The sequence below is a fragment of the Stenotrophomonas sp. 220_Sma genome, from assembly GCF_056487375.1.
Window position 1 is genome coordinate 559,253 of sequence record NZ_CM151348.1, and the last position, 26,022, is coordinate 585,274.

Below are 26,022 nucleotides of genomic sequence, written 5' to 3' on the forward strand. Positions count from 1 at the left end.
TTGCTGGCGCTCGGGCCGGGCCTCAGGCCTGGCAACAACTTGGCGTCCAGCATAGCCGGTTGCCGTTACAAAACGTTACCTTCGTGATACGTCTGGTGACCATCGCTGACAGCAAAGCGACTGACGCGGGGCAGGTGGGGCGCCGAGCATGGAGTCTCCTCCGCTCCGCGTGCCGTTCCCATGTCGCTCGCCGCCCCCTGCCTGCTGAACCCGTCCCGCCGCTGCCGCTGCGGAGGTGCCCGATGAGCGGCGTGGTCGGGGCCTGGTTGCCGCCCGCCGAGGACGAACATCTGCTGCAGCAGCTGGCACCGATGCTGCGCGCCCTGCAGCAGCGTGGCCGGGGCCGCATCGGTTACTGGACCGACGCCGAGGCCGGCCTCGCGCTGGGCCATTGCCGGGCGCCGACCGACACCCCACTGCAGCCGCTGAGCTCGGACTGCGGCCGTTACGTGTTGTGCCTGGACGGCCGCCTGTACAACCGCGCCGACCTGCAGGCGCAGCTGCGCGAGCTGCCACGCAGCTGCAGTGACGCCCGGCTGTTGCTGCAGGCGATCGTTGAATGGGGCGTGGAGCGGGCGCTGTCGCGTATCGAAGGCGCGTTCGGTTTCAGCGTCTGGGACCGCGAATCGCGTGAGTTGTGGCTGGCGCGTGATCCGGTGGGCGAGCGGCCGCTGTATTACGGCTGGTTCCAGGGCCAGTTCCTGTTCGCCTCGGAAATGAAGGCGCTGCAGGCCTTCGCCGGCTTCGCGCCGAGCATCGACCAGGATGCGCTGAGCCTGCTGCTGCGCCACGACTATGTGCCGGCGCCGCACACCATCTACCGGGGCATCCACAAGCTGGTGGCCGGCGCGGTGCTGCGCGTCGATCTGGATGACCACGCTGCCGGCGGTTCCAGCCAGGCGGCGGAAGGGGGCGCGCGCTACTGGTGCGCACGCGATGCGATGCAGAGTGCGCTGCAGGAACCCCTGCAGCCGGCGCCGAGCCTGGAACAGGCCACCGACCAGCTGGAAGTGGTGTTGCAGAAGGCGATCGCGGCACGCATGCATTCGCCGCTGGCCTGCGGTGCGTTCCTGTCCGGCGGCACCGACTCGTCGCTGGTGACCGCGATGATGCAGGCGCAGTCGACGCTGCCGATCGAGGCGTGGACGGTCGGCTTCGACGATCCCGGCCACGATGAGAGCGACTGGGCCACGCAGGTCGCACGCCACCTGGGCGTGCAGCATCACCTGCACCGCATGGACGCGCGCCAGGGCCTGGACCTGCTGCAGCGCCTGCCGCAGGTCTGGTGCGAACCGTTCGCCGACGCCTCGCAGCTGCCGACCCTGTTGGCCAGCGAACTGCTGGGCGCGCGCAAGCCGGTGGCGCTGACCGGCGACGGTGGCGATGAACTGTTCTTCGGTCATCCCAGCTATGGCCGGGCGCTGCGCAATGCACGCCTCTGTGGTGGCTTGCCGGACTGGGTGCGTGATCTGGCGCGACGCAGTGGCAACCGCATGAACGTCGAACGTGGCCGCCTGGGCGGTTGGCGTGCGCTGGTGGCCGAGGTTGCCGCCAACGATGTGGAAGGGCATTACCTGCAACGTGTCACCCGCTGGCGGCAGCCGGCGCAGGTGGTGCTGGGCGCACGTGAGCCGATGACGATCTTCCAGCAGCAGGACACCGCGCTGCCGGCCGAGGCGCGCATCCAGCTGTTGGATTTCCGCATGGATCTGGCCGAGGGCATCCTCGCCAAGGTCGATCGTGCGGGCATGGCGGCGGGCGTGGAGACGCGTGCGCCGCTGCTGGACATGGAGGTGGTGCGTCTGGCCTGGCGCCTGCCGCAGCACCTGAAGTACCACGATGGTGAGCACAAGCGGATCCTCAAGCACCTGCTGGCGCGCTACCTGCCGGAACCGCTGGTGTACCGCCCCAAGCGCGGTTTTGGCCCGCCGATGGCGCGTTGGCTGGCGGGCCCGCTGCGCGATTGGGCGGAGGCGCTGCTGGAGCCGCAGCTGTTGCGCAACCAGGGGTGTTTCGATGTTGCGCGCGTGCGCGGTATCTGGGAGGCGTTCCTGCGTGGCGAGCGCAAGTGGCACACGCACCTGTGGAACGTGCTGATGTTCCAGGCGTGGCACCAGCATTGGCACGGTGGTCGCGGGCGCTGAGCGGTTTCTGCATCGCGTGCGGCGGATTGAATCATCGTGGCGCGGGGCGGATGCCCTTGCGTACGAATGTCCTCCGGCGCCGGCCGTTGGCCGTCACCTCCCCCTTTACTTCGTACGCAAGGGCATCCGCCCCGCGTTCGGAGTTCGTCGGCGCCTCATTGAGAAGCTGTCGCGAGCGCTGCGCTCTGCTCACCGCACGCCGAGCCTCGTCGGGATGGGCAGGGGTCTGGGCAAAGTAAAGGAGGAGGTGACGACCAACGGCCGGCACCGGGGGACATTTGCCCAGGCCCCTGCCCACCCCGGGGAGGCCCTTCAGTTCGCGGCGAATCCGGACGAAGACGCGCTTCGTAATCCGAACGCCAGGCAAAAAAAGACCCGACAGAGGGAGGGATCTGCCGGGTCCGGATTGCGTGGGGGGAGGGACCCACGCAATGAGCGTTGCGTCGCGTCAGTGGTTGCTCGCGTCCGCCGTTGATTCGTTGTAGCCCTGCACCAGTTCGGACCAGGCCTTGCCGGCCTGCAGGCCGAGGCCGACCACGTCCTGCTGGGCCTGGCCCAGCCGCTGCAGGTTGTCCTGCCACAGCTGCGCCCCCTTGTTGAGCATCCCGGCCGCATCCTCGCTGCGGGCCAGTTCGCCCAGCCAGCCGCTGGTCGCGGTCAGGTTGCGCTCCATCACCTTCAGCTGCACGCCGAACATGCTTTCCGCGTTCTCCAACGCCAACCGGTTCGCACGCGTTGCCGCGGCGGCGAGCTGGCGGGTGGCATCACTGAAGCGATCGCTGAAGGCGGCGGCCATGGGGGCATCAGGGAGTGGCTTGATGCACTGCAGCATACGCCGTTGATGTGGCAATGCAACAAAAATAACAAAGGCGCCCAAGGCGCCTTTGAAATGCCTTTCAGATCAATGGGTTGATCAGGCCGTCGGGCCGCGGTAACGGCAACCCGAGGTGCAGGTTTCGTGCACGGTGATCTCGCTCAACGCCGGCAGGCTGGGCTTGAGTTCGTTCCAGATCCACACCGCCAGGTTCTCGCTGGTCGGATTCTCCAGGCCGGGGATGTCATTGAGGTAGTGATGGTCCAGGCGGTCATAGATCGGCTGGAAGGCCGCCTTGACGTCGCCGAAGTCCATGATCCAGCCGGTCTGCGCACCCGGCTCGCCCTCGACCTTCAGTTCCACCCGGAACGAGTGGCCGTGCAGGCGCGCGCACTTGTGCCCCGGCGGCACGTTGGGGAGGCGGTGCGCCGCCTCGAGCATGAAGACTTTGAAGATTTCCATGGTGCGATTGTACGCCGCAGGTGGCCGGGCAGCCTGAGCGGATGTTGGGTCTTCGTGAAGAAGTTCTTTCCATCCGGATGAAGAGATGATAGTTTCTCTTATATCCGTATGAAGAGATGTTATTGGCCGGACCCCGGCCAGGCATGGACTACTGCGGAACTTCGTCGTCCTTTCCACCTCCCCCACATCGTCATGCCCAAGCACACCCTGCTCGTGGCGGCCCTGGCCGTCGCTCTGGCCGCGCCTTTGTCCGCCGCCGCCGAAACCTCCGCCGACGCCAGTGGCGAAGCCAGCACCCTGGCCGCCGTGCGCGTCACCGGTTCCAACATCAAGCGCACCGATACCGAGGCCTCCAACCCGGTGCAGGTGATCGGCCGCCAGCAGCTGGAACAGACCGGCAAGGCCACCGTGGCCGATGTGCTGCGCTCGATCTCGGCGAACACCGGCAACGCCAGCAACGAAACCACCAACAACGGCTGGGCCTCCGGCTCGGCCGGCATCGGCCTGCGTGGCCTGTCGCAGAAGAACACGCTGGTGCTGCTCAATGGCCGTCGCCTGGCCAACTACGGCTTCCCGGCCGGTGGCCTGTCCGACACCTTTGTTGATCTCAACGCGCTTCCGCTGGTCGCGGTCGAACGCATCGAAGTGCTCAAGGATGGCGCCTCGGCGGTCTACGGCTCCGACGCCGTGGCCGGTGTGGTCAACATCATCACCCGGCAGAACTTCGAAGGCGCCGAGATCGGCGGCAGCTTCGGCGGCGCCGACCAGGGCGGCCTGCACGAGCAGAACCTGAAGTTCGTCGGCGGCCTCGGTGATCTCGATACCGATGGCTACAACATCCTCTTCAGCCTGCAGGGCTACAACCGCGAACGCCTGGATCAGGACGAACGCAACCTGACAAAGAGCGGCATCTACACCGACAAGCCCGGCGGCCGCTGGAACGGCTGGTCGGCCAAGGGTGCGCGCTATCTGGTCGACGGCGTGTCGGTGCCGATGCTCGATGCCAACGGTAACTGCCCGACCGGTACCACCCGCGTTGCCAGCGCGCCGATCGACGGCCTGGCCGGTGATACCTGCGGCTTCAACCAGGCGCCGTTCACCACGCTGATTCCCTCGACCAAGCGCTACCAGGCCTATGCCAACGGCACCTTCCGCCTGAACGACAATGTCGAAGCCTTCGGCGAAGTGCTGTACAGCCAGATCAAGAGCACCGCGTGGTTTGGCAGCAGCCCGTTCTTCACTCTGGAAAGTGGCCGCTTCGCCTTGAACGCGGACAGTGGCCTGGCCGAGCCGGTGTCGTCGCTGCTGCCGGCCAACAATCCGTACAACCCCTACGGTCGTGCGATTCCGATCGAATACACCTTCTTCGACCTGGGCGGCACGCTCAAGACCAACCGCTCCACCGCCTACCGCGGCGTATTCGGCCTGCGTGGCACCACCGCGAACTGGGACTGGGAAGTGGCCGCGTTCGGCGCGCGCAGCAGCGAGCGTGAGAGTGTCTCTGGCGGTTTCGCCAACCGCTGGGCGCTGGCCGATGCGCTGGCAACGGGCAGCTACAACCTGCTGAACCCGGCCGCCACCCCGCAGTCGGTGCGCGACTCGATCAACATCGCCACGCTGCGTCCGGCCGAGTCCAAGCTGCAGGGCATCGATGCGAAGATTTCCGGCAGCCTGGGCCATACCTGGGCCGGCGAGATCGGCTTCGCCGCCGGTGCCGAGTGGCGCCGCGAGAAGCTCGATTCCAACAACCCGTGGCAGATCGACGCAGGCCTGCAGGTGCGCCCGGCCATCGCCGAAGTGCACGGCAAGCGCCAGGTCAGTGCGGCCTACGCCGAAGTGAACGTGCCGCTGGCATCGACGCTGGAGCTGTCCGCTGCCGCGCGCGCCGATCACTACGATGATTTCGGCGATGCGTTCTCGCCGAAGATCGGCCTGCGCTGGCAGCCGCTCGACTTCCTGCTGGTGCGTGCCTCCGCCTCGAAGGGCTTCCGTGCGCCGTCGCTGTCGGAGAACTCCAACAGCACCAGCATCGCCTACGGCAGCGTGGTCGATCCGCGTGACCCGGACGTGCCGGGCTCGCGCCAGAACCCGACCTTCTTCACCGTCGGCAACAACGAACTGAAGCCCGAGCGCACCAAGAGCGTGAACTTCGGCGTGGTGCTGTCGCCGTGGGCCAATACCAACCTGAGCGTGGACTACTACCGCATCCAGCTGGACAACCTGGTCGGTACCAACAACACCCAGACCCTGGTCAACGACAATGTCGCCGGTGCCGTGCAGCGCGATGAGCGTGGCAAGCTGCAGGCGGTCTACAACCGCTACCAGAACCTGAGCGAGTTGAAGACCTCGGGCATCGACGTCGAGCTGCGCCAGCGCATCCCGACCGCTGCGTTCGGTGACTTCACCGTGTCTTCGGCCTATACCCACGTGCGCGATTACCGTCGCCCGACCGTGGTCGGTGGCCCACTGGTGGACTACGCCGGCAGCAACCTGGGCGCAACCCTGCCCAAGGACAAGGCCACCACCGCGCTGGACTGGAAGTACGGCGACTTCAACGCAGCCGTGACCTGGTACTACACCAGCAGCTACCGCCAGGAAGCCAGTACCGCCGCCAAGGCCGTGCAGCAGCGTGTCGGCAGCTACAGCCAGTACGACCTGTACCTGGCCTACACCGGCATCGACAAGCTGACCGTGTACGCCAAGGTGCAGAACCTGGCCGACAAGACGCCGCCGTACGACGCCTCGTTCCCGGGCATCCGCGCGCCGTACGACTTCAGCCAGTACGACCTGCGTGGCCGCTACTTCACGCTGGGCTTCGATTACCGCTTCTGATCCATCCGCCGCGGCCGGTCACCTGAAGGGACCGGCCGCGCGACTGTCTGCCGTTGTGTTCCAGGGGAGTCATCGTGTCCTTGCATCGCCGTGCCGTTCTTCCGTTGCTGCTTGCCGCCGCCACCGCACTGTCCTCGCCGCAGCCGGCGCAGGCACAGAGCGCGTACTTCTTCCCGCAGGTCACCGACGCAGCGGCGTTCGATGCAGCGGTGCCCACGCCGGAGCAGTTCCTCGGCTACCCGATCGGCAGCCGTTACACCCGGCACGACCAGCTGGTGGCGTACTTCCAGGAACTTGCGAAACGCTCGGACAAGATCAGCGTGCGCGAGATCGGCCGCAGCTATGAAGGTCGCCCGCTGCTGATCGCCACCGTCACTGCTGCAGGCAACCACGCGCGGCTGGAACAGATCCGCCAGCAGCACGCGACCCTGGCCGATCCGGCGCAGCCGCGCAGCGCCGCCGGTGACAGCCCGGTGGTGGTGTGGCTGGGCTACAGCGTGCATGGCAACGAGACCTCCAGTGCCGAAGCGGCGATGCTGACGGCGTACTACCTGGTGGCCAACCACAGTGCCGAAACCCAGCAGTGGCTGCAGCAGGCGGTGGTGCTGTTCGATCCGGCGCAGAACCCGGACGGCCGTGATCGTGCCGCCAACTGGCACAACGCGTGGGCCTCCGATCCGGCTTCGGCCGACCCGGCCGACAAGGAACACGTCGAGCCGTTCCCGCAGGGCCGCACCAACCACTACTTCACCGATCTCAACCGCGACTGGCTGGCCCTGACCCAGCAGGACTCGCGGCCGAAGGTGGAGGTGTTCCACCAGTGGTACCCGAACGTGCAGATTGATTTCCACGAGATGGGCAAGGACAGCACCTATTACTTCGAACCGTCGCCGAAGAGCATGCACAGCCCGCTGATTCCGGCGGCGTCGTACGAATTCAACAAGACTCTGGCCAAGTACCACGCGCAGGCGCTGGATGCGCTGGGCTCGCTGTACTACACCGGCGAGAACTTCGACAACTTCTCGCCGGTGTACGGCTCGACCTATCCTGATTTCCACGGTGCCGTCGGCGTTACCGTCGAGCAGGCCAGCTCGCGCGGCCGCGTGCAGGAATCGGTGAACGGCCTGCTGACGTTCCCGTTCACCATCCGCAACCAGGTGGCTACCGGGCTGGGCACGGTGCGCGGCGCGGTAGCCGAGCGCAGCGGCCTGTTCGACCTGCAGAAGCAGTTCTTCCAGAGCGCACTGAAGCAGGCCGCGCAGCAGCCGGTGAAGAGCTTCGTGTTCGGCGATGCGCATGATCCGGCACTGACCCGCCGCCTGCTGGAACTGTTGCTGCTGCATCGCATCGAGGTGCGCGCGCTGGATCGTGACGTCAGTGTCGATGGCCAGCGCTTCGATGCCGGCAGCGCCTACGTGGTGCCGGTGCAGCAGGCGCAGTTCCGCCTGGTGCATTCGATCTTTGCCGAGACGCCGCCGATCAAGGGCGATGTGTTCTACGGCAGCACCAGCTACGCGATTGCACCGGCCTACGGCGTGGCCTTCGCCGGTAGCCGCAGCCGCATCGACGGCGGCGCACGCGTGGCGGCGCTGCCGGCGGAGCAGGGCACCGTGCTGGGCGGCCAGGCAGGATTCGCCTACGCGATCGACTGGCGCGACTACAATGCCGGGCGCGCGCTGGCCGCGCTGCAGGGCAAGGGCGTGAATGCACGCGCGGCATTCCAGCCGTTCACCACCGCGACGGCGCAGGGCGAGGCCAGCTTCGCCGCCGGCAGCCTGGTGATTCCGGTGGCCGGGCAACCACTGCAGGGCACGGCGTTGCTTGAGGCAGTGACATCCGCCGCACGCGAGGCAGGTGTGCAGGTGCACGCGCTGTCCAGTGGCCGCAGCCGCGAAGGCATCGACCTCGGCAGTGACGGCGTCAAAGCGCTGCGCAAGCCCTCGGTGGCACTGGTGATGGGCGAGGGCGTGGCCGCCACCGAAATCGGATCGGCGTGGTTCCTGTTGGACCAGCAGCTGCGGTTGCCGGCCAGCAAGCTGGATCCGCAGCAGCTGGGCAAAGTGCCGCTGGACCGTTACACCACCATCGTGTTGTCCGGCGGAACCTATGCCGGCGTCGATGCCACGGCGGTGGCTGCACTGAAGCGCTGGGTGCAGGCCGGTGGTTCGTTGGTGACCTACGGCAGTGCCTCGAAATGGGCGATCGAACAGAAGCTGGCCGACGGCGAGAAGCTTGGCAAGGAAGAAGAAACCGCTGACGAGAGCCGCCGCGCGTTCGGCGACCAGCGTGACATTGCTGCGATCGAGCGCGTCAGCGGCAACATCCTCAGCGCTGATGTGGATACCAGCCATCCGCTGGCATTCGGTGTGCCGCGCCGGCAGCTGGCGATCAACAAGGAGAACACGGTAACGTTGCAGCCGAGCGCGAACCCGTTCTCGACGGTGGTGCGCATCGACACGCCGCCGCGGGTGAATGGCTATCTGTCCGAGCGCAACCGCGCGCGGGTGGCAGGCAGCGCGTGGCTGCTGGTGTCGGCGCAAGGGCAGGGCAACGTGGTGCTGTTTGCCGATGATCCGGCGCATCGCAAGTACTGGCACGGGACGGATCGACTGCTGATCAACGCGGTCTTCTTCGGGAATCTGGTGAATCCGAGTAAAGCGCGGGGTTGAGGCGTTTGGCGCCGAGTTGTTGCTGGGTTTGGGAGGCAGGGGGCCTCAGCCAGGACACGCCGTAAACCCCGCTCCGCGGTCCGGCCCAGCCGCTGGCGGCTGGGCGTTCGGGCGCTCGCGAAGCAGTGCTTCGCAAGCAAAGCACCCTCACCCCTGGGGGCTCGATGGCGCCTTGCTCGTGTGCGCAGTCCTGCGCACACGGCAAGGCCGGGGTTGGGCGTCCTGCCCAACCCGCCCGAGGCATGCCTCGGGCCCATGGCGCCAACGGTCCTGCCTGGGCCTCCGGGCCTCCCCTCGACAATTTCCTGCGGGCGCGGACGCATCGAACCCCAAGGCGGGAGCAAGGGCGAAAGCAAAAGCAAAGCCAGGAATTGCGACTTCGGCTTTTGCCTTTGAATTTGAATTTGAATTTGAATTTGAATTTGATCTTCTTCTCCCGGCTACCCGGCGGGACAAGTAGGCGCTGGCGATCTTTGACGCGGCGCAGGGCGGAGTGGGGGCAAAACCGTGAGCGCCATGGATGGCGCGATCGAGCCCCCATGGATGGGTTTACGGCGTGTTTTGCCCCCACTCCGCCCTGCGTCGCCCCAAGCCAAACCATCCGCGTGCTTTCACCCAGGGTAGCCGGCAAAAAAAAGGACGGCGCGTCAGCGCCGTCCCTCGATAGCCCCCCGCGCAGCGGGAAGCGCCATCCATGTCAGCTGGGATCAGCCGGCGCGACCGCCGCCGTTGCCACCCTGGCCACGACCACGGCCGCCACCATTGCCGCCACTGCCACGACGCTGGCCCTGACCGGCGCCTGCACGCTGCTGGCCATTGCCACCGCCCTCGCGACGGCCACCACCGGCCTTCTTCGGGCCCGCATGTGCATGGCGCGGCGCATCGCCGTGCGGACGGCGCGCGTGGCTCTTGCGCGGTGCGCGCTCGCCGGTATCGTGCTCGGCTTTGCCCGGCGCACTGTTGCCCCAGCGGATCGGCGTCTGCAGCTCGAAGCCCGGCACATCGCGGATGTCCATGTCGCGGCCCAGCAGGCGCACGATCGCGCGCAGCAGCTTCACTTCATCCTGCGCCACCAGCGAGATCGCCTGGCCGGTCGCGCCGTTGCGGCCGGTGCGGCCGATGCGGTGCACGTAATCTTCGGCCACCATCGGCAGGTCGAAGTTGATCACCTTCGGCAGCTCGTTGATGTCGATGCCGCGCGCGGCGATATCGGTGGCCACCAGCACGGTCACACGGCCGGCCTTGAAGTCGCCCAGTGCACGCAGGCGCTGGCCCTGGCTCTTGTTGCCGTGGATCGCCGCGGTCTTGATGCCCGACTTTTCCAGGAACGTGGCCAGCTTGTCGCTGCCGTGCTTGGTGCGGGCGAACACCAGGGTCTGCTCGCGGCTGTCCTGCGCCAGCAGGTGCAGCAGCAGGTCGCGCTTGCGGCCGGCATCGACCGGGTGCACGCGATGGGTGATGGTTTCGGCCACGGTGTTCTTCGGCGTCACCTGGATCTGTTCCGGGTTGCGCATGAACTCCAGCGCCAGCTGGCGGATGTTGTCCTCGAAGGTGGCCGAGAACAGCAGGGTCTGGCGGTTCTGCTTCGGCAGCTTGGCCAGGATGCGCTTGATCGACGGCAGGAAGCCCATGTCGAGCATGCGGTCGGCTTCGTCCAGCACCAGCAGTTCAATGCCGGACAGGTCGATGCTGCGACGCTCGAGGTGGTCGATCAGGCGGCCCGGGCAGGCCACCAGCAGGTCCACGCCACGGCGCAGGATGTCCAGCTGGTTGCCCATGCCGACGCCGCCGTAGATGCAGGCGCTGGGGATGCGCAGGTACTTGCTGTAGCCGCGCAGGCTGTCATGCACCTGGGTGGCCAGCTCGCGGGTCGGGGCCAGGATCAGCGCGCGCGGCTTGCGCGGGCCGCTGCGCACTTCCTGCGAGGCGGTGCCCAGGTGCTGCAGCAGCGGCAGGCCAAAGGCAGCGGTCTTGCCGGTACCGGTCTGTGCACCGGCCAGCAGGTCGCGGCCGGCCAGCGCCAGCGGGATCGCCTGCTGCTGGATCGGGGTCGGGTTTTCGTAGCCCTGCTCGGCAAGCGCACGCAGCAGGAAGGGCGCCAGGCCCAGCGATTCAAAAGACATTGAGATTGCTCCAAGTACAAGAAACGCCTGTCCGATCGGACAGACGGGGGCAGATCAAACTGATCGGCTGACTCGGAGCGTTCCCGTGAACCGCGCTGCGAGAATTGGGTGCAGCCGGCACGGAGCGCAGGCTGGAATGCGTGACGAACGGCGTCGGAGTGGGGGCGGGCGAAGAGGGCGGACCCTGGTCGCCGGCGGTCCCGGAGGGAAACGGACGGCCGCTGCAGACCCTGCAAGTCTAAACGATGTTTGAGACTTCACGCAAAAAGGCCTGTTCAGGTAGGGGGGCTCTCTGCAGGGCTGCGCCCTGCACCCGCAGAGGCTGAAGCAACGTCAACGTCAACGTCAAAAGCCGGTTTCCTGAGGGATGCGGGGTGGGTCCGGTTGCGGGGGGCGCTGCAAGTCCCCCTCCGGGGCCCGGCCCAGCCGCTGGCGGCTGTGCGTTCGGGCGCTTGCGAAGCAATGCTTCGCAAGCAAAGCGCCCTCACCCATGTAAGCTCGGTCGCCGCATCCATGCGGCTCACGCCCCCGCAACCGGACCCACCCCGCCTTCGAGAGTTTTCCGCGATCTGTCGAATCTCATTCGATCAATTTCGATATCTGACGGATTTCGACGATGAATGATGTGGATGTTCGATCCGTCATCGGGAAATTGTCAGGGGTGGGACGGTGTGGGTGGGCAGGACCGTTGGCGCCATGGATGGCGCCATCGAGCCCCCAGGGACGGGTTTACGGCGTGTCCTCCCCACCCACACCGTCCCGCCCAGCTCACAGACAACCCAGAGCCGGCTGTTGCTGTTGACGTTGCCCTGGCTTGAAGCAGGTGCAGGGTGCAACCCTGCCGAAACCCCCACTACGGTAGGGTGGGCCGATGCCGCGCTGCAGCTTGGCGTCGACGCAGATTTGATTACACTTGAAACTTGTTTGCCCACGACTCCGGACACCCACCCATGAAGCTTGGTTCTTTGAAGGAAGGCGGCCGCGACGGCACCCTGATCGTCGTCTCGCGTGACCTGCGCCACGGCGTGCGCGCCACCGGCATTGCCGCCACCCTGCAGCAGGCCCTGGAGGACTGGAGCCACATCGCGCCGCGCCTGAACGCCCTGTACGAATCGCTCAACGCGGGCGACGCCGATGGCGTGTTCGACCTGGACCCGCAGGCGCTGGCCGCGCCGATGCCGCGTGCCTATGAGTTCGTCGATGGCAGCGCCTACCTGCCGCATGTCGAGCGCGTGCGCCGCGCCCGTGGCGCCGAGGTGCCGGAGAGCTTCTACACCGACCCGCTGATGTACCAGGCGACCAGCGCCGGTTTCTACGGTCCGCGCGACGCGGTCAAGGTGGTCAGCGAGGACTATGGCATCGACCTGGAAGCAGAGATCGTGGTGATCACCGACGACGTGCCGATGGCCGCCACCCCGGAACAGGCCGCAGGCCATATCCAGCTGGTCGGCCTGGTCAACGATGTCTCGCTGCGCAACCTGATTCCGGGCGAGCTGGCCAAGGGCTTCGGTTTCCTGCAGTCCAAGCCGCGCTCGGCGCTGTCGCCGGTGTTCGTCACCCCCGACGAGCTGGGCGCCGCGTGGCAGGACAGCAAGGTGCACCTGCCGCTGCTGACCCACATCAACGGCCAGTGGTTCGGCGCGCCGGAAGCCGGCGTGGACATGCAGTTCAACTTCGCCCAGCTGGTCGCACATGCGGCTAAGACCCGTCCGCTCAGCGCCGGCACCATCGTTGGCTCGGGCACCATCGCCAACGAGGACACCAGCAAGGGCGCCTCGTGCTTCGCCGAGCAGCGCGTGGTGGAGACCCTGCGCGACGGCAAGCCGAGCACGCCGTTCATGTCCTTCGGCGACGTGGTCCGCATCGAGATGCTCGATGCCGCCGGCAACAGCATCTTCGGTGCGATCGAGCAGCGCATCGAACAGGCGACCAGGCCCTGAGCAGAGAGGCGGCGATGGAGATCCCGGTCGACGACGGCATCGTGCTGTACACCTACTGGCGATCCAGCGCCGCCTACCGCGTGCGCATCGGCCTGGAGCTGAAGGGCCTGGCCTGGGAAGCCCGGCCGGTGCACTTGGTGCGCGACGGTGGCGAGCAGCACCTGGACGCCTATCGCGCGCTCAATCCGCAGCAGCTGGTGCCAACCCTGCTGCATGACGGGCATGCACTGACCCAGTCGCTGGCGATCCTTGAATACCTGGAAGAACGCTTCCCGCAGGTGCCGCTGCTGCCGGCCGATGCCGCCGGCCGTGCGCGGGTGCGTGCGCTGGCCCAGCTGGTGGCCTGCGATATCCACCCGATCAACAACCTGCGGGTGATGCAGTACCTGGAGCGCAGCCTGCAGTTGCCGGCCGACGCCCGCACGCAGTGGACCCTGCACTGGATCGCCGAAGGCTTCGCTGCCATGGAGGCAATGTTGGCCAACAGCAGCGCGACGGGCACCTTCTGCCACGGTGACCGTCCCGGCCTGGCCGATATCTGCCTGCTGCCGCAGCTGTACAACGCGCATCGCTTCGGCCTGGACCTGGCGCCGTACCCGACCCTGCGCCGTATCGAAGCTGCCTGCCAGGCACTGGACGCCTTCGACCGCGCACGCCCGGAAAACCAGCTCGACGCCGCCTGAAAGTAGAGGGGACGGAGGGGATTAAGTCGTTTGTGCACTTACGACTTAATCCCCTCCGTCCCCTTTTTCGTGCGGTCAGAACCCGTGAGTGATGCTTGGCTGCCCGGCCGAGAAATCCGCATACGGGTCGTGCTCGCCGCTGCTGCCTTCGGACAGGCGGAACTTCAGGGCCAGGCCATCGCGCGAGTCGGCCGCGCGCAGCGCTTCCTCCTGCTCGATGATGCCGGCCTTGGCCAGACGGAACAGGCACTGGTCGAAACTCTCCATGCCTTCCTCCAGCGAGCCTTCCATCGCCGCCTTGATCTCGTGCACCTGGCCGCGACGCAGCAGGTCACGGATCATCGGCGTGTTGATCAGCACCTCGGTGGCCGGCAGGCGACGGCCCTCCTTGTTCTTCACCAGGCGCTGGCTGATCACCGCACGCAGGTTCAGCGCCAGGTTCATCAGCACGTTCTTGTGCGCGCTTTCCGGGAAGAAGTTGAGGATGCGCTCGATGGTCTGGTCGGCGTTGTTGGAGTGCAGGGTGGCCAGGCACAGGTGGCCGGTTTCGGCGAAGGCGATCGCCGCCTCCATCGTTTCCGCATCCAGGATCTCGCCGATCAGGATCACGTCCGGCGCTTCACGCATCGCGTTCTTCAGCGCGTTGTGGAAGGCATGGGTGTCCAGCCCGACCTCGCGCTGGTTGACGATCGACATCTTGTGCTTGTGCAGGTACTCGATCGGGTCCTCGATGGTGAGGATGTGACCGGTGGTGGTGCTGTTGCGGTGGTCGATCATCGACGCCAGCGAGGTGGACTTGCCGGAACCGGTGGACCCCACCACCAGCACCAGCCCGCGCGGGGTCATGATGACGTCCTTCAGCACCTGCGGCAGGTTCAGCTCCTCGATGCTCGGGATGCGGCTGCGGATGGCGCGGATGACCATGCCCACTTCGCCGCGCTGCTTGAACACGTTGACGCGGAAGCGCCCGGCATCGGGCAGGGCGATGGCCATGTTGAGCTCCAGCTCGCGCTCGAACTGCGGCACCTGGCCTTCGTCCATCAGCGAGTAGGCGATCTTCTTGACCATGCCCGGCGGCAGGCCGGTGTTGCCCAGCGGATAAAGCTTCCCCTCGATCTTGATGTAGACCGGTGCTCCGGTGGTCAGGAACATGTCCGAAGCGTTCTTTTCGGTCATCAGCTTCAGGAAGTAGCCGATATCCATTGCGAATTTTCCCCAACGAAACGGCCGACGCCCGTTGCCAGCACGGTGTCGGCTTGACGACAATGGCCGTGAACCGACAACCGGTACGGCCTCCCCAATGAAACGACTTAGCTTCGCACGAATGCGCCATGGCCTGTATGTGATGGCGTTTGCATTCGCACTGTCTGCCCCCGCCTGGGCGCAGGACGGCGCACTGGAACTGGCCCAGGCCCGGCAGGCGGTCGACAAGGCCACCCAGGCCGACGCCGACCAGTACGCCCCGGACCTGATCGGGCTGGCCCGGCAGGGGCTGGAACAGGCCCAGCGTGCTGCCGGCGACCGCCGCGAGCGCAAGAACGCCCCGGCGATCGCCCTGCGCGCCGCTGCCGATGCCGACCTGGCCCGCGCCCGCAGCGAGGAAGCCACCGTCACCGCGCAGCTGCAGCTGCGCCGCAACGAGGTCAACCAGCTGCAACGCCAGCTGTCGACCGGGGAGGACCGCCGGTGAAGCCGATGACTGCCGCAACCCTGGCTGCCCTGCTGACGCTGCCGACCCTGGCCCTGGCCGCCGACAACCCGATGGTGGCGCAACTGAGCCAGCGTCTGATGGCCATCCAGGCCAATCCCGACACGGCTGAGCTGGGCGCCTTCGAGCGCATGCAGGCCCAGCAGGCCATCGCCACCCTGGACAAGGCCAAGCGCCGCGACCAGGAGCTGGCCACCTACCTGGCCGAGCGCCGGGTGGAGATTGCCGAGACTGCCGTGCGTGCCGCATTGGCCGCGCGTGAGGTCGATCGCCTCGAGCGCACCCGCAGTGATCTGCTGATCGAGGCCAGCCGCCGCGATGCCGCCCGTGCCCGCCAGGAGGCCGAGCAGCTGCGCATGCAGGCGCAGATGCAGGCCGAGGAGGCTGAGCGCCTGCGCCAGGCCGCCGAGGCCGAGACCCTGGCCCGCCAGGACGCCGAGAATGCCCTGACCAGCGTGGCCGGCAAGCAGCAGCAGCGCCTCAGCGCCGCCCAGCAGAACGCCGCCAAGCTGGCCCGCGAGGAAGCCGAGCTGGTATCCGGGCAGAAGTTGCCGGGCTCGAAGTTCGATGGCCGTGGCGAAGTCTTCACCTTCAGTGGTGACGCATTTGCCGCTGGCGCCTCCAGCCTGTCCGGTGGGGCCCGCAACCAGACCAAGGCACTGGCCGAGTACCTGAACATCGGCAAGAAGGGCCGCCTGCGCATCGAGGCCTATGACAGCGCCAACGGGGTCGGTCAGAAGCGTGCCGAGGCCCTGCGCGATGCCCTGGTCGCGGCGGGTGTCGCGAGCAACCGGATCCAGCTCAGCGGCAAGAAGGCGGCGTCCACCCGGGCACGCTCGGCCGAGGTCATCATCGCCCCGTAATTGCTTGATATTGTTTGTTTTTCGTTGCGATGAGCATTCAGCCTGAACCCCGCCCCGGCGGGGTTCGGTCTTTTTGCCGCAGGGGTCTTGTACCCCGCCTTGAGCAGGCGTAGGGTCAATCGTCCGGGACGCAATGCCGCGGACCGGACGATGGGAGGGCCGGGCCGATGCAAACAGGGCGCGAACCGCAGCAGATCGACGTGCGCAGGCCAGTGCCGCAGGTCGTTGCAGGCGTCCAGGTGGCCATCGACCGGCGCTCCTCCATGAACAACGCCCCGTGCCTTGCGGCCGGGGCGTTCGTGTATCTGTCGAAGGAGGTCCATCATGTTTGAAGATCAGCCCCAGAGCGAGATCGACGCCCGTCGCGCGCGTGATCCGGAGTTCAGGGCACTCCATGACCAGCACCGCAAGTTGAACAAGAAGTGCATGGACGCGGAGTTGGGTGTACTCCCGATCGATGATGTCACCCTGGGTCGCATGAAGCGCGAGAAGCTGCTGGCCAAGCAACGACTTCTGCGAATGTACGAAACACCGCTCCCAATGACGTCCCCCACGCTTTGACGCACCCCGTCACGCCCGGAACGGCGTGACCCGGCCATCGATGGCCCCGCCGGGCGCTCCTGCCCCGGCATCGCGGCACCGCCGATGAGGCGGCCGCGCCAAGGCACCACAGGCCGTGGTGCCTTGGCCTGCAGGCACAGCTCACCGATGCGGGCGGTACCGGTCTCCTCGTCGATCCGGGGCCGTCCGCATCTCTTTTTACGGTGGACGGGCTGCGGCCCTGCCGACCTGACTTTCATCGCCATCCGTCGGATAATCATCGGTCCGGCCCTGTGCGGCGCGAACCGAAAGTCCTCCGAATGCCCATCCATTCTTCCGTCCTCGAACTCATCGGCCAGACCCCGATCGTCAAGGCCCAGCGCCTGGACACCGGCGTCTGCGAGCTCTACCTGAAGCTGGAGAGCGCCAACCCGGGCGGATCGATCAAGGATCGCATCGGCCTGTCGATGATCGAGGCGGCGGAAAAGCGCGGCGACCTGAAGCCCGGTGCCACCCTGGTCGAGGGCACGGCTGGCAACACCGGCCTGGGCCTGGCACTGGTGGCCCAGCAGAAGGGCTATAAGCTCATTCTGGTCGTTCCCGACAAGATGAGCCGGGAAAAGATCTTCAATCTGAAGGCGATGGGCGCCGAAGTGCGCCTGACCCGCTCTGACGTGGCCAAGGGCCATCCGGAGTACTACCAGGACCTGGCCAAGACCATCGCCGAGCAGACCCCGGGCGCCTACTTCATCAACCAGTTCGGCAACCCGGACAACCCGGCCGCGCATGAATTCGGTACTGGCCCGGAAATCCTCGAACAGATGGGCGGTGACCTCGACGCCATCGTGTTCGGCTGTGGCAGTTCCGGCACCATGACCGGCCTGTCGCGTGCCTTCGCCAAGCTGTCGCCGAAGACCGAACTGGTGCTGGCCGATCCGGTCGGTTCGATCCTGGCCGAGTACATCAACGACGGCAATCTGAACGACAAATCGGGCAGCTGGCTGGTGGAAGGCATCGGCGAGGACTTCCTGCCGTCGATCTCCGATTTCAGCCGCGTCAAGAAGGCTTATGCCATCAGCGACGCCGAGAGCTTCCACACCGCACGCGAACTGCTGGGCAAGGAAGGCATCCTGGGTGGCTCGTCCACCGGCACCCTGCTGGCCGCCGGCCTGAAGTACTGCAAGGAGCAGACCACGCCGAAGAAGGTGCTGGTGCTGGTGCCGGATACCGGCAACAAGTACCTGTCGAAGATGTACAACGACTACTGGATGCTGGACAACGGTTTCCTGCAGCGCCCGCAGCACGGCGACCTGCGCGACCTGATCCTGCGCCCTTACGGCCAGCGCGACACCGTGGTGATCGGTCCGAACGACCTGCTGACCACTGCCTACCAGCGCATGAAGCTGTACGACGTGTCGCAGCTGCCGGTGATGGACGGCGAGCAGCTGGTCGGCATCGTCGACGAAAGCGACGTGCTGCTGCACGTGTATGGCGATGAGGCACGCTTCCGCGACACCGTCGCCACCGCGATGGTCAGCAAGCTGGACCGGCTGGACGTGAAGTCGCCGATCGAGGCGCTGCTGCCGGTGTTCGACCGCGGCCAGGTGGCGATCGTGATGGACGGCGACACTTTCCTGGGCCTGATCACCCGTATCGACCTGCTGAACTATCTGCGCCGTCGCGTGCAGTAAGCCGCTGATCGCCGACGTTCACTGCTGAATCCTGGTTTATCCGCGTCAAAGGTCGTTAAGGCCGCGCTGGTAGACTTCCGCACCTTCGATGGCGCCGTGCGTCGGCGCCCCTCAGGAAAGAACATGTCCAACGCAACTTCCCAGGATCGCGCCCTGGCCCTGGCTACCCTGGCCATCCACGGTGGCCAGTCGCCCGACCCCAGCACCGGCGCGGTGATGCCGCCGATCTACGCCACCTCGACCTACGCCCAGTCCAGCCCGGGCGAGCATCAGGGCTTCGAGTACTCGCGTACCCACAACCCGACCCGCTTCGCCTATGAGCGTTGCGTGGCGTCGCTGGAAGGCGGCACCCGCGGCTTTGCCTTCGCTTCGGGCATGGCGGCCAGCTCGACCGTGATCGAGCTGCTGGACGCCGGCAGCCATGTGGTGGCAATGGACGATATCTACGGCGGCAGCTTCCGTCTGTTCGAGCGCGTGCGTCGCCGCACCGCCGGGCTGGATTTCAGCTTCGTCGACCTGACCGATCTGGCCGCGTTCGAGGCCTCCATCACGCCGAAGACGAAGATGGTGTGGATCGAGACCCCGACCAACCCGATGCTGAAGATCGTCGACATCGCTGCGGTCGCTGCCATCGCCAAGCGCCATGGCCTGATCGTCGTCGTCGACAACACCTTCGCCTCGCCGATGCTGCAGCGTCCGCTGGAACTGGGTGCGGACCTGGTCCTGCATTCGGCCACCAAGTACCTCAACGGCCATTCGGACATGGTGGGCGGCATGGTCGTGGTCGGCGACAACGCCGAACTGGCGGAGCAGATGGCCTTCCTGCAGAACTCGGTGGGTGGTGTGCAGGGCCCGTTCGACAGCTTCCTGGCCCTGCGTGGCCTGAAGACCCTGCCGCTGCGCATGAAGGCGCACTGCGCCAACGCGCTGGCCCTGGCCCAGTGGCTGGAGAAGCACCCGGCGGTGGAAAAGGTGATCTACCCGGGCCTGCCGTCGCACCCGCAGCATGAGCTGGCCGGCAAGCAGATGGCCGGTTACGGCGGCATCGTTTCGATCGTGCTCAAGGGCGGTTTCGAGGCGGCCAAGCGCTTCTGCGAGAAGACCGAGCTGTTCACTCTGGCCGAGTCGCTGGGCGGCGTGGAAAGCCTGGTGAACCATCCGGCGGTGATGACGCATGCGTCGATTCCGGTCGCGCGGCGCGAGCAGCTGGGGATCAGTGATGCGCTGGTAAGGCTGAGCGTGGGTGTGGAGGATCTGGGGGATCTGCAGGTGGATCTGGAACGGGCGCTGGAGGCTGCCACCGCATGATGGGCCGGCGCATCGAATTGATGCTGAGCCTGACCGGCCGTGACATCAAGAAGAAGTACAAGGATTCGCTGCTGGGTGCGCTATGGGGCGTGCTTGTGCCGCTGATCATGCTGGCCATCTATACGATCATCTTCTCCACAATCTTCAGTGCGAAGTGGAAAGGCATCGAAACCCATACGAAGGTTGACTACGCTGTCCTGCTGTTCATCGGATTGATCGTCTACAACTTCTTCGCTGAGTCGCTTACGCGTGCGCCCACTGCGGTGCTCAGTAATCCGAATCTGGTGAAGAAGGTGGTGTTCCCGCTGGAGGTGCTGCCGCCGGTGGTGGTGCTGTCTTCCCTGTACAACGCAGGTGTGGCGACGGTGGCGCTGGTGGCGTTCCTGCTGTTCAGCAGCTTCGGGCTGCATTGGCAGGTCGTGCTGCTGCCGCTCCTGATCGTGCCATTGCTGGCCCTGACCATGGGCGTGACCTACCTGTTCGCCTCCCTGGGCGTGTTCTTCCGCGACGTGGATCAGATCGCCGGGTTGCTGGCGCGGGTGCTGCAGTACCTTACTCCCGTGCTGTATCCGTCGATCATCTTTCCCGAGGCCATCGGCAACTGGATGCGCCTCAGTCCGCTGGCCATCTATGTCGAGCAGACCCGCGCGCTGATCGTAACCGGCACCTTGCCTGACTGGGGGCACTACGCCTGGGCGGTGGGCTGGTCGGCAGGGATCTATGTCTTTGGTTACTGGTGGTTCCAGCGGACCCGGAGGGCCTTCGCCGATGTCGTCTGACAATCTGGTTATCGACATCGAGAATGTCAGCAAGGTCTTCAATATTTTCGACAAGCCGTCGGATCGCCTGCTGCAGATGCTGCTGCCCCGGCTTGGCCGTGTGCTGCCTGGCAAAGGGGAATGGTCCTCTCGTCAGCGCGGGCGCGAATTCTGGGCGCTGCGCGACGTCAGTCTGAAGGTGAAGCGCGGTGACGCGGTGGGCATCATCGGACGCAATGGTTCAGGCAAGTCGACCCTGCTGCAGATCATCGCCGGCACGCTGGCCCCCACCACCGGCTCGGCGCAGGTCAATGGTCGTATCGCCGCGTTGCTGGAGCTGGGCAGCGGCTTCAATCCAGACTTCACCGGGCGTGAGAACGTCGTTCTCAATGGCATGATCCTGGGCCTGACCGAGCGCGAGGTGATGCAGCGTTTCGATGCCATCGCCGCCTTCGCCGACATCGGCAACTTCATCGACCAGCCGGTGCGGACCTACTCCAGCGGCATGATGCTGCGACTGGCGTTTGCAGTGCAGACTCAGGTGGAGCCCGACATCCTGATTGTCGATGAGGCCTTGGCGGTGGGTGATGCGCTGTTCCAGAAGCGCTGTTTCCAGCAGATGGAGGCGCTGCGTGCAAACGGCTGCACGCTGCTGCTGGTGTCGCACGATCAGGAGTCGATCCGTACGCTCACGGACCATGCCATCCTGCTTCGTGACGGCACCGTGCGCGTGGCCGGCCCGTCTTCGGAGGTCGTGTTGGAGTACCGCAAGCAGCTGCACGACGATGAGCGCGATTACTACGCATCCATCAGTGCCCAGCACCTGCAGCACGCCAGGCAAACCATCGAGGCACAGTCGGATGCCGACCCGGTGGCCGAGCCTGCCGAGCACGGCGGTTCGCCTGTGCTAGGGGTGCGCAGTGACAAGCTGTCCTTCGGTGACTTCGACTGCGTGGTGGAACATGTGCGGGTGCTGGACACCGACGGCAACGAATGTGCGTACTTCCTTCCGCGCGAACGCGCGATCATCGAGGTCACCGCGCGACCGACGCGGGCCATGGATAAACTGAACGTCAATGTCCGCCTGCGCAACAAGGAAGGCGTGAAGCTCTATTCATGGGGAACCCTGAATCAGGATGTCAGCCAATGGACCGAGCAGGGCAGTGAACAACCGGGTGTATGGGGGACCACGTTCCCCGCCGATGAGCCGTTTGTTGTGAGATTCGAATTCGACTGCGCTCTGGGTGTCAATTTCTACGAGGTGCAGGTTTCGGTTTCAGAGGAGCTCGAGCGTTTTGGCGGTGCCCAGCGCATGCTGCACTGGCGGGACGAGGCTGCGTTCTTCCAAGTCGGGATGCGGCAGAAGGAATACACGTTTGGTGGCGTCTGCGACCTCCGCATGCGCGCAACTGTCGCCACCACCCCTTGAACGAAGAAGGCACTGCAATGGATATGACTCCATCCCTTTCGAACACTGCCCTGACACCCGCTGCGGCGCGGGTCGCAGTTGAGCGGCTGCGTTCCTGGTTGCCTGCAGGCGCGGTAGCACTACGCGGCGACGTACCTTCGGCGTTGTTGCAGGGGCTTCGCCAGACTGGCATGACGCTGCAGGATGGCGGTCACGGCGCCGCGTCGGGCGTCATCGTGCTTGAGCAGGGGGATGTGGGCCACGCGAGCGAGAGAATTTCAGCACTGCTGTCGGACATCGCAGGACCGGTTTGCCTGGTGATTGTGGGTGATGCTGCCTCCACTTCCAGCCGTGCTGCCTGGGAAGCGGCAATCATCAAGACGGAGTGGCGGAAGCATCCACTCAATGAGCGGGTGGCGCCTTATGGTGAGCTGGATCGAGTCACCGGCTTGCTGATGATTGCCTTCGAACGTGTGCCTGCTGCTGCTTTGGCGGTCTATCCGCTGAAGGCGCTCGAAGAAGAACGGGATCTGCACACCGACATGACGCGTGAACCCGGCCGTCGCTCCGACGCGCACATGACGCGGTACGCGCAGGCAGCACAGTTCATCCGCCCCGGGGACCGGGTTGTCGACGTGGCCTGTGGACTGGGCTACGGCTCCTATCAGTTGGCGCACAACAGTCATGCCGCCTCGTTCATCGGCCTTGATGCCAGCGAGTATGCGGTGGACTATGCCAACGCCAATTTCGCACCGGTTTCGCCTGTGCCAACTACGTTCGTGGTGGGCGATGCACAGGATCTGACCGGAATGGCCGACGGGTCTGCTGATTTCGCGGTATCCGTGGAAACCCTGGAGCATCTGCCGGAGCCGGATCGGTTGTTGTCCGAGCTGCACCGAGTGTTGTCTGCACGTGGGCGCGTGTACGCCAGCGTACCCAATGACTGGTCGGACGAGACCGGCGAAGATCCCAACCCGTTCCACTTCCATGTTTATGACTGGCCGCGGCTGGTGGCGCAGTTCGAACGCAATGGTTTCGAGATCGAGAAGGCGTGGCTGCAGGATGCCGGTGGTGGTCAGAAACGCCACCTTGTTGCGCGCTCGATGCTGGAGATCGACCCTCTCCAGGGTCCCGTGTGCGATGGCGAATGGTTGCTGGTGTTGGCGCGCAAGGCGGGTGCTTTCTCCGAAGGTGTCTCCTGTCCTTTGCAGGAAATTCAGGTCCTGATTGCAGAGGGTCGCCGTGGCGATGCACTGGACCGGCTCGATGCAATGCACGGTGACGAAGATGCGTTGTTGCGGGGGGCGTCCCACGCACTGTCCGCGATTCTGAACGTGGTCGATGGGAATGACGAGCAGGCTCGAGTCCATTGGCAACACGTGCGGACAGCTGCTCGCGAAGCGCTGGCCTCTGGTGCCGATGACGCTAGAGCGGCGGGACTATTGCACCTCGCCTCCGAACGTATGACCGACGACACTCCGGCGAGCCCGGGTGCATTGCAGAGGTTGCTTGAGTCGCATCCGCTGGTCATGGCGGAATTGCTCGGTACATCGGCTGTCCTGCCATCGGACGAAGATGACCGAGCGATTACTTCGGGTCCCGGCGATGGAGCCGAACAGATCAATCTGGGGTCCCGTGAGATGCGCCAGTTGATGGATGCCAAGCAGTGGCTGGACGGCAAGTACCACGAGCACATGCAACGCATCAGCGAGCTTGAGCAGTACACTGCGGAACTTGAAGCCGCCCGGCAATGGCTGGATGCGCAATATCATGCGTTGTCGGCCGAGGTTCGACGACTGTCCACCGACGCCGCATCGCACGCCGGTGGCAACGGATAACCGCGACGATGAGTGACTCCTCTCCATGCGTTGCCGCTGCCACGTTGGATGCCCAACTGGCAGAAGATCTGGCCGGATATTGCCTGCGAGCGGTCGGCCCCAGCCGAGTCTGCCTGCGAGGACAGGAACTGGCTGCGATGGCGGCCCCGCTGCGTGCCGCGGGCTGCGACGTCGTGGAAGATGCACGAGGGGTTTTTAGTTTGCCTGGTCGAAGCTTGGGTATCGCTTGGGCAGGTGATGCGGTCGAACGCTCGTCCGCCCTTGACTGCACGCTGGATTCGCTGGTGCTGATTGGTCCGGCAGAGTGCTCGCAGGAGCTGGCCGACTGGGTCAAGCAGGCGGTCGCACAGGGTTGGCAGATGCATCCGGCCACCTATGCACTGGAAGGTGCACCTGCCGGTGCAGCGGTCCTGACCCTCAGCCGGAAAGGCGTGCATTCCTTGCAGCCGAGCGTCGACCTTAAGGCCAGCTACCATGGCTTGGCCGCCGCACTGGTGCGGCCTGGTGATGCGGTGATCGCGACGGACGCAGGCGATCGCGGCCTCTGGCGCATCGTGCAGCAGCATTCACGCTGTCGCTGGCTCGGCGTGGTCATGGAGCCTGCACTGGAGCTGGAACTGGAACCAGGCGTGGAATGGCTGGAGCCTTCGGCATGGCGACAGAACGCACAGCCGGTCGATGTGGTGATCACAAGCGTAGATCACGAGCATTCGGACCTGAGTGTTTGGTTACAGCACGTGCAGGCGGTGTTGGCCCGTAGTGGCCGCCTGGTCGTAGCGATCCCGCTTCACGATGGACGTAGCGCCCAGGCTCGTGCGCTGATGGACGCGATGGAACAACAGGGCCTCGTCATCGATCGTGCATGGTGGCAAGGTCTGAATCATCCGGCAGGTCTATCCCAGTTCGTGGAAGTTCCGCGCGATGCTGACGATCACCTGGTCCTGGATCCAACCATTACCGCAACGGCGGACCTGCTGGTGTTGATGGCGGTCAAGATCAATGGACATGGCGTCATTCGCGATGCCTCCTTGCAGGCGCCGAACATCATCGCATTCCAGCGTGACTACCTTGATGCGAGCCTGGTCCGCCTGATCGTCGCAATGGGGCTCCGCCTGGAATCTGCAGGCCTGCGCAGGCAGTTGGCTGACAGGGTGCTCCGCGAGTGCCCTGATACGTCTGCCGACTATGGCGCTGCGCTCTGCGTGCTTCTGTATGACACCACCGCATCGGGTGGCGACAAGCGAGATGCGTTGCTTGCTGCTGCCAAGCGCTACATGGACCTGCCCGTTGCCAACCCGACAGTGTTGCGCTGGCAGGTCTCACTGGCCTTCGCCGCTGCGCTCCTCCATCAAGCAGATGGCGAGCTGTCATTGGCAGCAGACTGCTACACGCGCGTCCTCGCGTTCGATGTACTGCAGTTCAGCCCGTTGCTGGGAACCAAAACCACTGCTGCGGCTGTGCGCCTGGGCTGGATACGATTCGGCCAGGGCGATGTGGCGGCTGCTCGCGAGGCATGGGCGCGCGGGCTGGATGAGGCGCGTCGGTTGTCTGCTCAATCTCTTTGGAGAGAGGTGGTCGGCAATGCCGATGCGCCTGAAACGTTTGCGCTTCCGGAACTTGCGGCAGTTATGGACGAGGCGGGCTGCCTCGCATCGGCACTGCGCCTGACAGCTGAAGTCCCGCTGCGGCCCGGCCTTGCCTGGCAATGGAGCAACCGTTCCTGGCGGACGCAGTTGCACGAACTCCGCAGCCAGCAGCAACACTCCAAGCTGTGGCTGGAGCAATTGCAGGATGCGAAGGATTGGCTGGATGGCCAGTATCATCAGTTGACGGCAGCACTGGAGCAATCACGGCAGGTGATCGAGGCAGCCCAGTTGCAGAAGGATCTCCTGGACAAGGAGATTGCAGGTATTCGTGCGGCCTTCCACCTGGCGCACCAGCACGCGGAGGCCAGGCAATCGGCATTGCAGGGTGAGCTTCGCCAGGCCCAGGCGGAGAACGCGGACCTGTTGGATCTCTACACCCGGCAGCAGGCGGTGCATGCACGCTTGGAGGCGTCCGCGCGCACGCTGGCGGCAGCGACCGGCGTGGTCATGGGGAACGCGCCGCAGCCGTGCCTACCGGCCGAATCGCTGGCGGCGGAGATGTCCCGGCTGGCCGAGGCACTGGAACGCTTGCCGATGAAGCGCATGGTGCGAGCGATGCTGCGTGCGCTGACCTCGCTGCTCCGGCGGAGGTGAG

The 26,022-nt window shown here is 65.5% G+C and carries 18 protein-coding genes; 14 read left to right on the forward strand and 4 right to left on the reverse strand.

The window, feature by feature from the left end:
• Positions 1 to 242: 242 nt before the first annotated feature.
• A complete protein-coding gene (gene asnB, locus ACZLIB_RS02695; protein WP_478469100.1) occupies positions 243 to 2,144 on the forward strand; it encodes an asparagine synthase (glutamine-hydrolyzing) in 1,902 nt (633 codons plus the stop codon).
• Positions 2,145 to 2,592: 448 nt separating this feature from the next.
• Here asnB and ACZLIB_RS02700 read toward each other — a convergent pair whose 3' ends face one another.
• Together ACZLIB_RS02700 and queD are read right to left on the reverse strand one after the other, a co-directional pair.
• Positions 2,593 to 2,940: a phasin family protein gene (locus ACZLIB_RS02700; RefSeq protein WP_107432464.1), complete on the reverse strand. Its 348-nt coding sequence runs from the start codon at positions 2,938 to 2,940 to the stop codon at positions 2,593 to 2,595.
• Between the two features lie 117 nt (positions 2,941 to 3,057).
• Positions 3,058 to 3,420, reverse strand: coding sequence for a 6-carboxytetrahydropterin synthase QueD (gene queD / locus ACZLIB_RS02705; protein WP_005407953.1), 363 nt, complete (start codon positions 3,418 to 3,420; stop codon positions 3,058 to 3,060).
• A gap of 192 nt (positions 3,421 to 3,612) precedes the next feature.
• Here queD and ACZLIB_RS02710 point away from each other — a divergent pair, with 192 nt between their 5' ends.
• A complete protein-coding gene (locus ACZLIB_RS02710; RefSeq protein ID WP_478469101.1) occupies positions 3,613 to 6,252 on the forward strand; it encodes a TonB-dependent receptor plug domain-containing protein in 2,640 nt (879 codons plus the stop codon).
• 74 nt (positions 6,253 to 6,326) lie between these two features.
• Positions 6,327 to 8,921: a M14 family zinc carboxypeptidase gene (locus ACZLIB_RS02715; protein WP_478469103.1), complete on the forward strand. Its 2,595-nt coding sequence runs from the start codon at positions 6,327 to 6,329 to the stop codon at positions 8,919 to 8,921.
• Between the two features lie 707 nt (positions 8,922 to 9,628).
• Here ACZLIB_RS02715 and ACZLIB_RS02720 read toward each other — a convergent pair.
• Positions 9,629 to 11,044: a DEAD/DEAH box helicase gene (locus ACZLIB_RS02720; RefSeq protein WP_478469104.1), complete on the reverse strand. Its 1,416-nt coding sequence runs from the start codon at positions 11,042 to 11,044 to the stop codon at positions 9,629 to 9,631.
• Between the two features lie 950 nt (positions 11,045 to 11,994).
• On the opposite strand from ACZLIB_RS02720, the gene ACZLIB_RS02725 reads away from it, so the two are divergent.
• A complete protein-coding gene (locus tag ACZLIB_RS02725; protein WP_032127967.1) occupies positions 11,995 to 12,984 on the forward strand; it encodes a fumarylacetoacetate hydrolase family protein in 990 nt (329 codons plus the stop codon).
• A 14-nt stretch (positions 12,985 to 12,998) separates the two neighbouring features.
• The gene (maiA, locus tag ACZLIB_RS02730; RefSeq protein WP_478469106.1) at positions 12,999 to 13,667 is read left to right on the forward strand and encodes a maleylacetoacetate isomerase; all 669 of its coding nucleotides are present in this window, start codon (positions 12,999 to 13,001) and stop codon (positions 13,665 to 13,667) included.
• Positions 13,668 to 13,742: 75 nt separating this feature from the next.
• Here maiA and ACZLIB_RS02735 read toward each other — a convergent pair whose 3' ends face one another.
• Positions 13,743 to 14,870, reverse strand: a complete 1,128-nt coding sequence (locus tag ACZLIB_RS02735) for a PilT/PilU family type 4a pilus ATPase (RefSeq protein ID WP_032127971.1) — start codon at positions 14,868 to 14,870, stop codon at positions 13,743 to 13,745.
• Between the two features lie 121 nt (positions 14,871 to 14,991).
• Here ACZLIB_RS02735 and ACZLIB_RS02740 point away from each other — a divergent pair, with 121 nt between their 5' ends.
• The 9 genes from ACZLIB_RS02740 (at position 14,992) to ACZLIB_RS02780 (ending at position 26,021) form a co-directional block, all read left to right on the forward strand.
• A complete protein-coding gene (locus ACZLIB_RS02740) occupies positions 14,992 to 15,357 on the forward strand; it encodes a DUF4398 domain-containing protein (RefSeq protein WP_049398394.1) in 366 nt (121 codons plus the stop codon).
• Positions 15,354 to 16,238, forward strand: coding sequence for an OmpA family protein (locus tag ACZLIB_RS02745; protein ID WP_478469107.1), 885 nt, complete (start codon positions 15,354 to 15,356; stop codon positions 16,236 to 16,238). Before ACZLIB_RS02740 ends, ACZLIB_RS02745 begins: the two co-directional genes overlap by 4 nt.
• Before the next feature lie 324 nt (positions 16,239 to 16,562).
• On the forward strand, positions 16,563 to 16,799 hold the full coding sequence (locus tag ACZLIB_RS02750) for an HP1242/YdcH family protein (RefSeq protein ID WP_004154075.1): 237 nt from the start codon (positions 16,563 to 16,565) through the stop codon (positions 16,797 to 16,799).
• 299 nt (positions 16,800 to 17,098) lie between these two features.
• Positions 17,099 to 18,469, forward strand: a complete 1,371-nt coding sequence (locus ACZLIB_RS02755) for a pyridoxal-phosphate dependent enzyme (protein WP_032127973.1) — start codon at positions 17,099 to 17,101, stop codon at positions 18,467 to 18,469.
• Positions 18,470 to 18,592: 123 nt separating this feature from the next.
• A complete protein-coding gene (locus tag ACZLIB_RS02760) occupies positions 18,593 to 19,777 on the forward strand; it encodes a cystathionine gamma-synthase (RefSeq protein WP_478469109.1) in 1,185 nt (394 codons plus the stop codon).
• The gene (locus tag ACZLIB_RS02765; RefSeq protein ID WP_080291756.1) at positions 19,774 to 20,556 is read left to right on the forward strand and encodes an ABC transporter permease; all 783 of its coding nucleotides are present in this window, start codon (positions 19,774 to 19,776) and stop codon (positions 20,554 to 20,556) included. Before ACZLIB_RS02760 ends, ACZLIB_RS02765 begins: the two co-directional genes overlap by 4 nt.
• The gene (locus ACZLIB_RS02770) at positions 20,546 to 21,964 is read left to right on the forward strand and encodes an ABC transporter ATP-binding protein (protein ID WP_032127975.1); all 1,419 of its coding nucleotides are present in this window, start codon (positions 20,546 to 20,548) and stop codon (positions 21,962 to 21,964) included. Before ACZLIB_RS02765 ends, ACZLIB_RS02770 begins: the two co-directional genes overlap by 11 nt.
• A gap of 17 nt (positions 21,965 to 21,981) precedes the next feature.
• Positions 21,982 to 23,781: a class I SAM-dependent methyltransferase gene (locus tag ACZLIB_RS02775; protein ID WP_478469110.1), complete on the forward strand. Its 1,800-nt coding sequence runs from the start codon at positions 21,982 to 21,984 to the stop codon at positions 23,779 to 23,781.
• An 8-nt stretch (positions 23,782 to 23,789) separates the two neighbouring features.
• Positions 23,790 to 26,021, forward strand: a complete 2,232-nt coding sequence (locus tag ACZLIB_RS02780; RefSeq protein WP_279912370.1) for a hypothetical protein — start codon at positions 23,790 to 23,792, stop codon at positions 26,019 to 26,021.
• Position 26,022: the final 1 nt, after the last annotated feature.

Bases quoted from the DNA above. Each gene is read 5' to 3' on its own strand.
- ACZLIB_RS02775 (WP_478469110.1), top strand. From the start codon at position 21,982: ATGGATATGACTCCATCCCTTTCGAACACTGCCCTGACACCCGCTGCG.
- ACZLIB_RS02750 (WP_004154075.1), top strand. From the start codon at position 16,563: ATGTTTGAAGATCAGCCCCAGAGCGAGATCGACGCCCGTCGCGCGCGT.
- ACZLIB_RS02770 (WP_032127975.1), top strand. From the start codon at position 20,546: ATGTCGTCTGACAATCTGGTTATCGACATCGAGAATGTCAGCAAGGTC.
- ACZLIB_RS02720 (WP_478469104.1), bottom strand. From the start codon at position 11,044: ATGTCTTTTGAATCGCTGGGCCTGGCGCCCTTCCTGCTGCGTGCGCTT.
- asnB (WP_478469100.1), top strand. From the start codon at position 243: ATGAGCGGCGTGGTCGGGGCCTGGTTGCCGCCCGCCGAGGACGAACAT.
- ACZLIB_RS02780 (WP_279912370.1), top strand. From the start codon at position 23,790: ATGAGTGACTCCTCTCCATGCGTTGCCGCTGCCACGTTGGATGCCCAA.
- ACZLIB_RS02710 (WP_478469101.1), top strand. From the start codon at position 3,613: ATGCCCAAGCACACCCTGCTCGTGGCGGCCCTGGCCGTCGCTCTGGCC.
- maiA (WP_478469106.1), top strand. From the start codon at position 12,999: ATGGAGATCCCGGTCGACGACGGCATCGTGCTGTACACCTACTGGCGA.
- ACZLIB_RS02700 (WP_107432464.1), bottom strand. From the start codon at position 2,940: ATGGCCGCCGCCTTCAGCGATCGCTTCAGTGATGCCACCCGCCAGCTC.
- ACZLIB_RS02735 (WP_032127971.1), bottom strand. From the start codon at position 14,870: ATGGATATCGGCTACTTCCTGAAGCTGATGACCGAAAAGAACGCTTCG.
- ACZLIB_RS02765 (WP_080291756.1), top strand. From the start codon at position 19,774: ATGATGGGCCGGCGCATCGAATTGATGCTGAGCCTGACCGGCCGTGAC.
- ACZLIB_RS02755 (WP_032127973.1), top strand. From the start codon at position 17,099: ATGCCCATCCATTCTTCCGTCCTCGAACTCATCGGCCAGACCCCGATC.
- queD (WP_005407953.1), bottom strand. From the start codon at position 3,420: ATGGAAATCTTCAAAGTCTTCATGCTCGAGGCGGCGCACCGCCTCCCC.
- ACZLIB_RS02740 (WP_049398394.1), top strand. From the start codon at position 14,992: ATGCGCCATGGCCTGTATGTGATGGCGTTTGCATTCGCACTGTCTGCC.
- ACZLIB_RS02760 (WP_478469109.1), top strand. From the start codon at position 18,593: ATGTCCAACGCAACTTCCCAGGATCGCGCCCTGGCCCTGGCTACCCTG.
- ACZLIB_RS02725 (WP_032127967.1), top strand. From the start codon at position 11,995: ATGAAGCTTGGTTCTTTGAAGGAAGGCGGCCGCGACGGCACCCTGATC.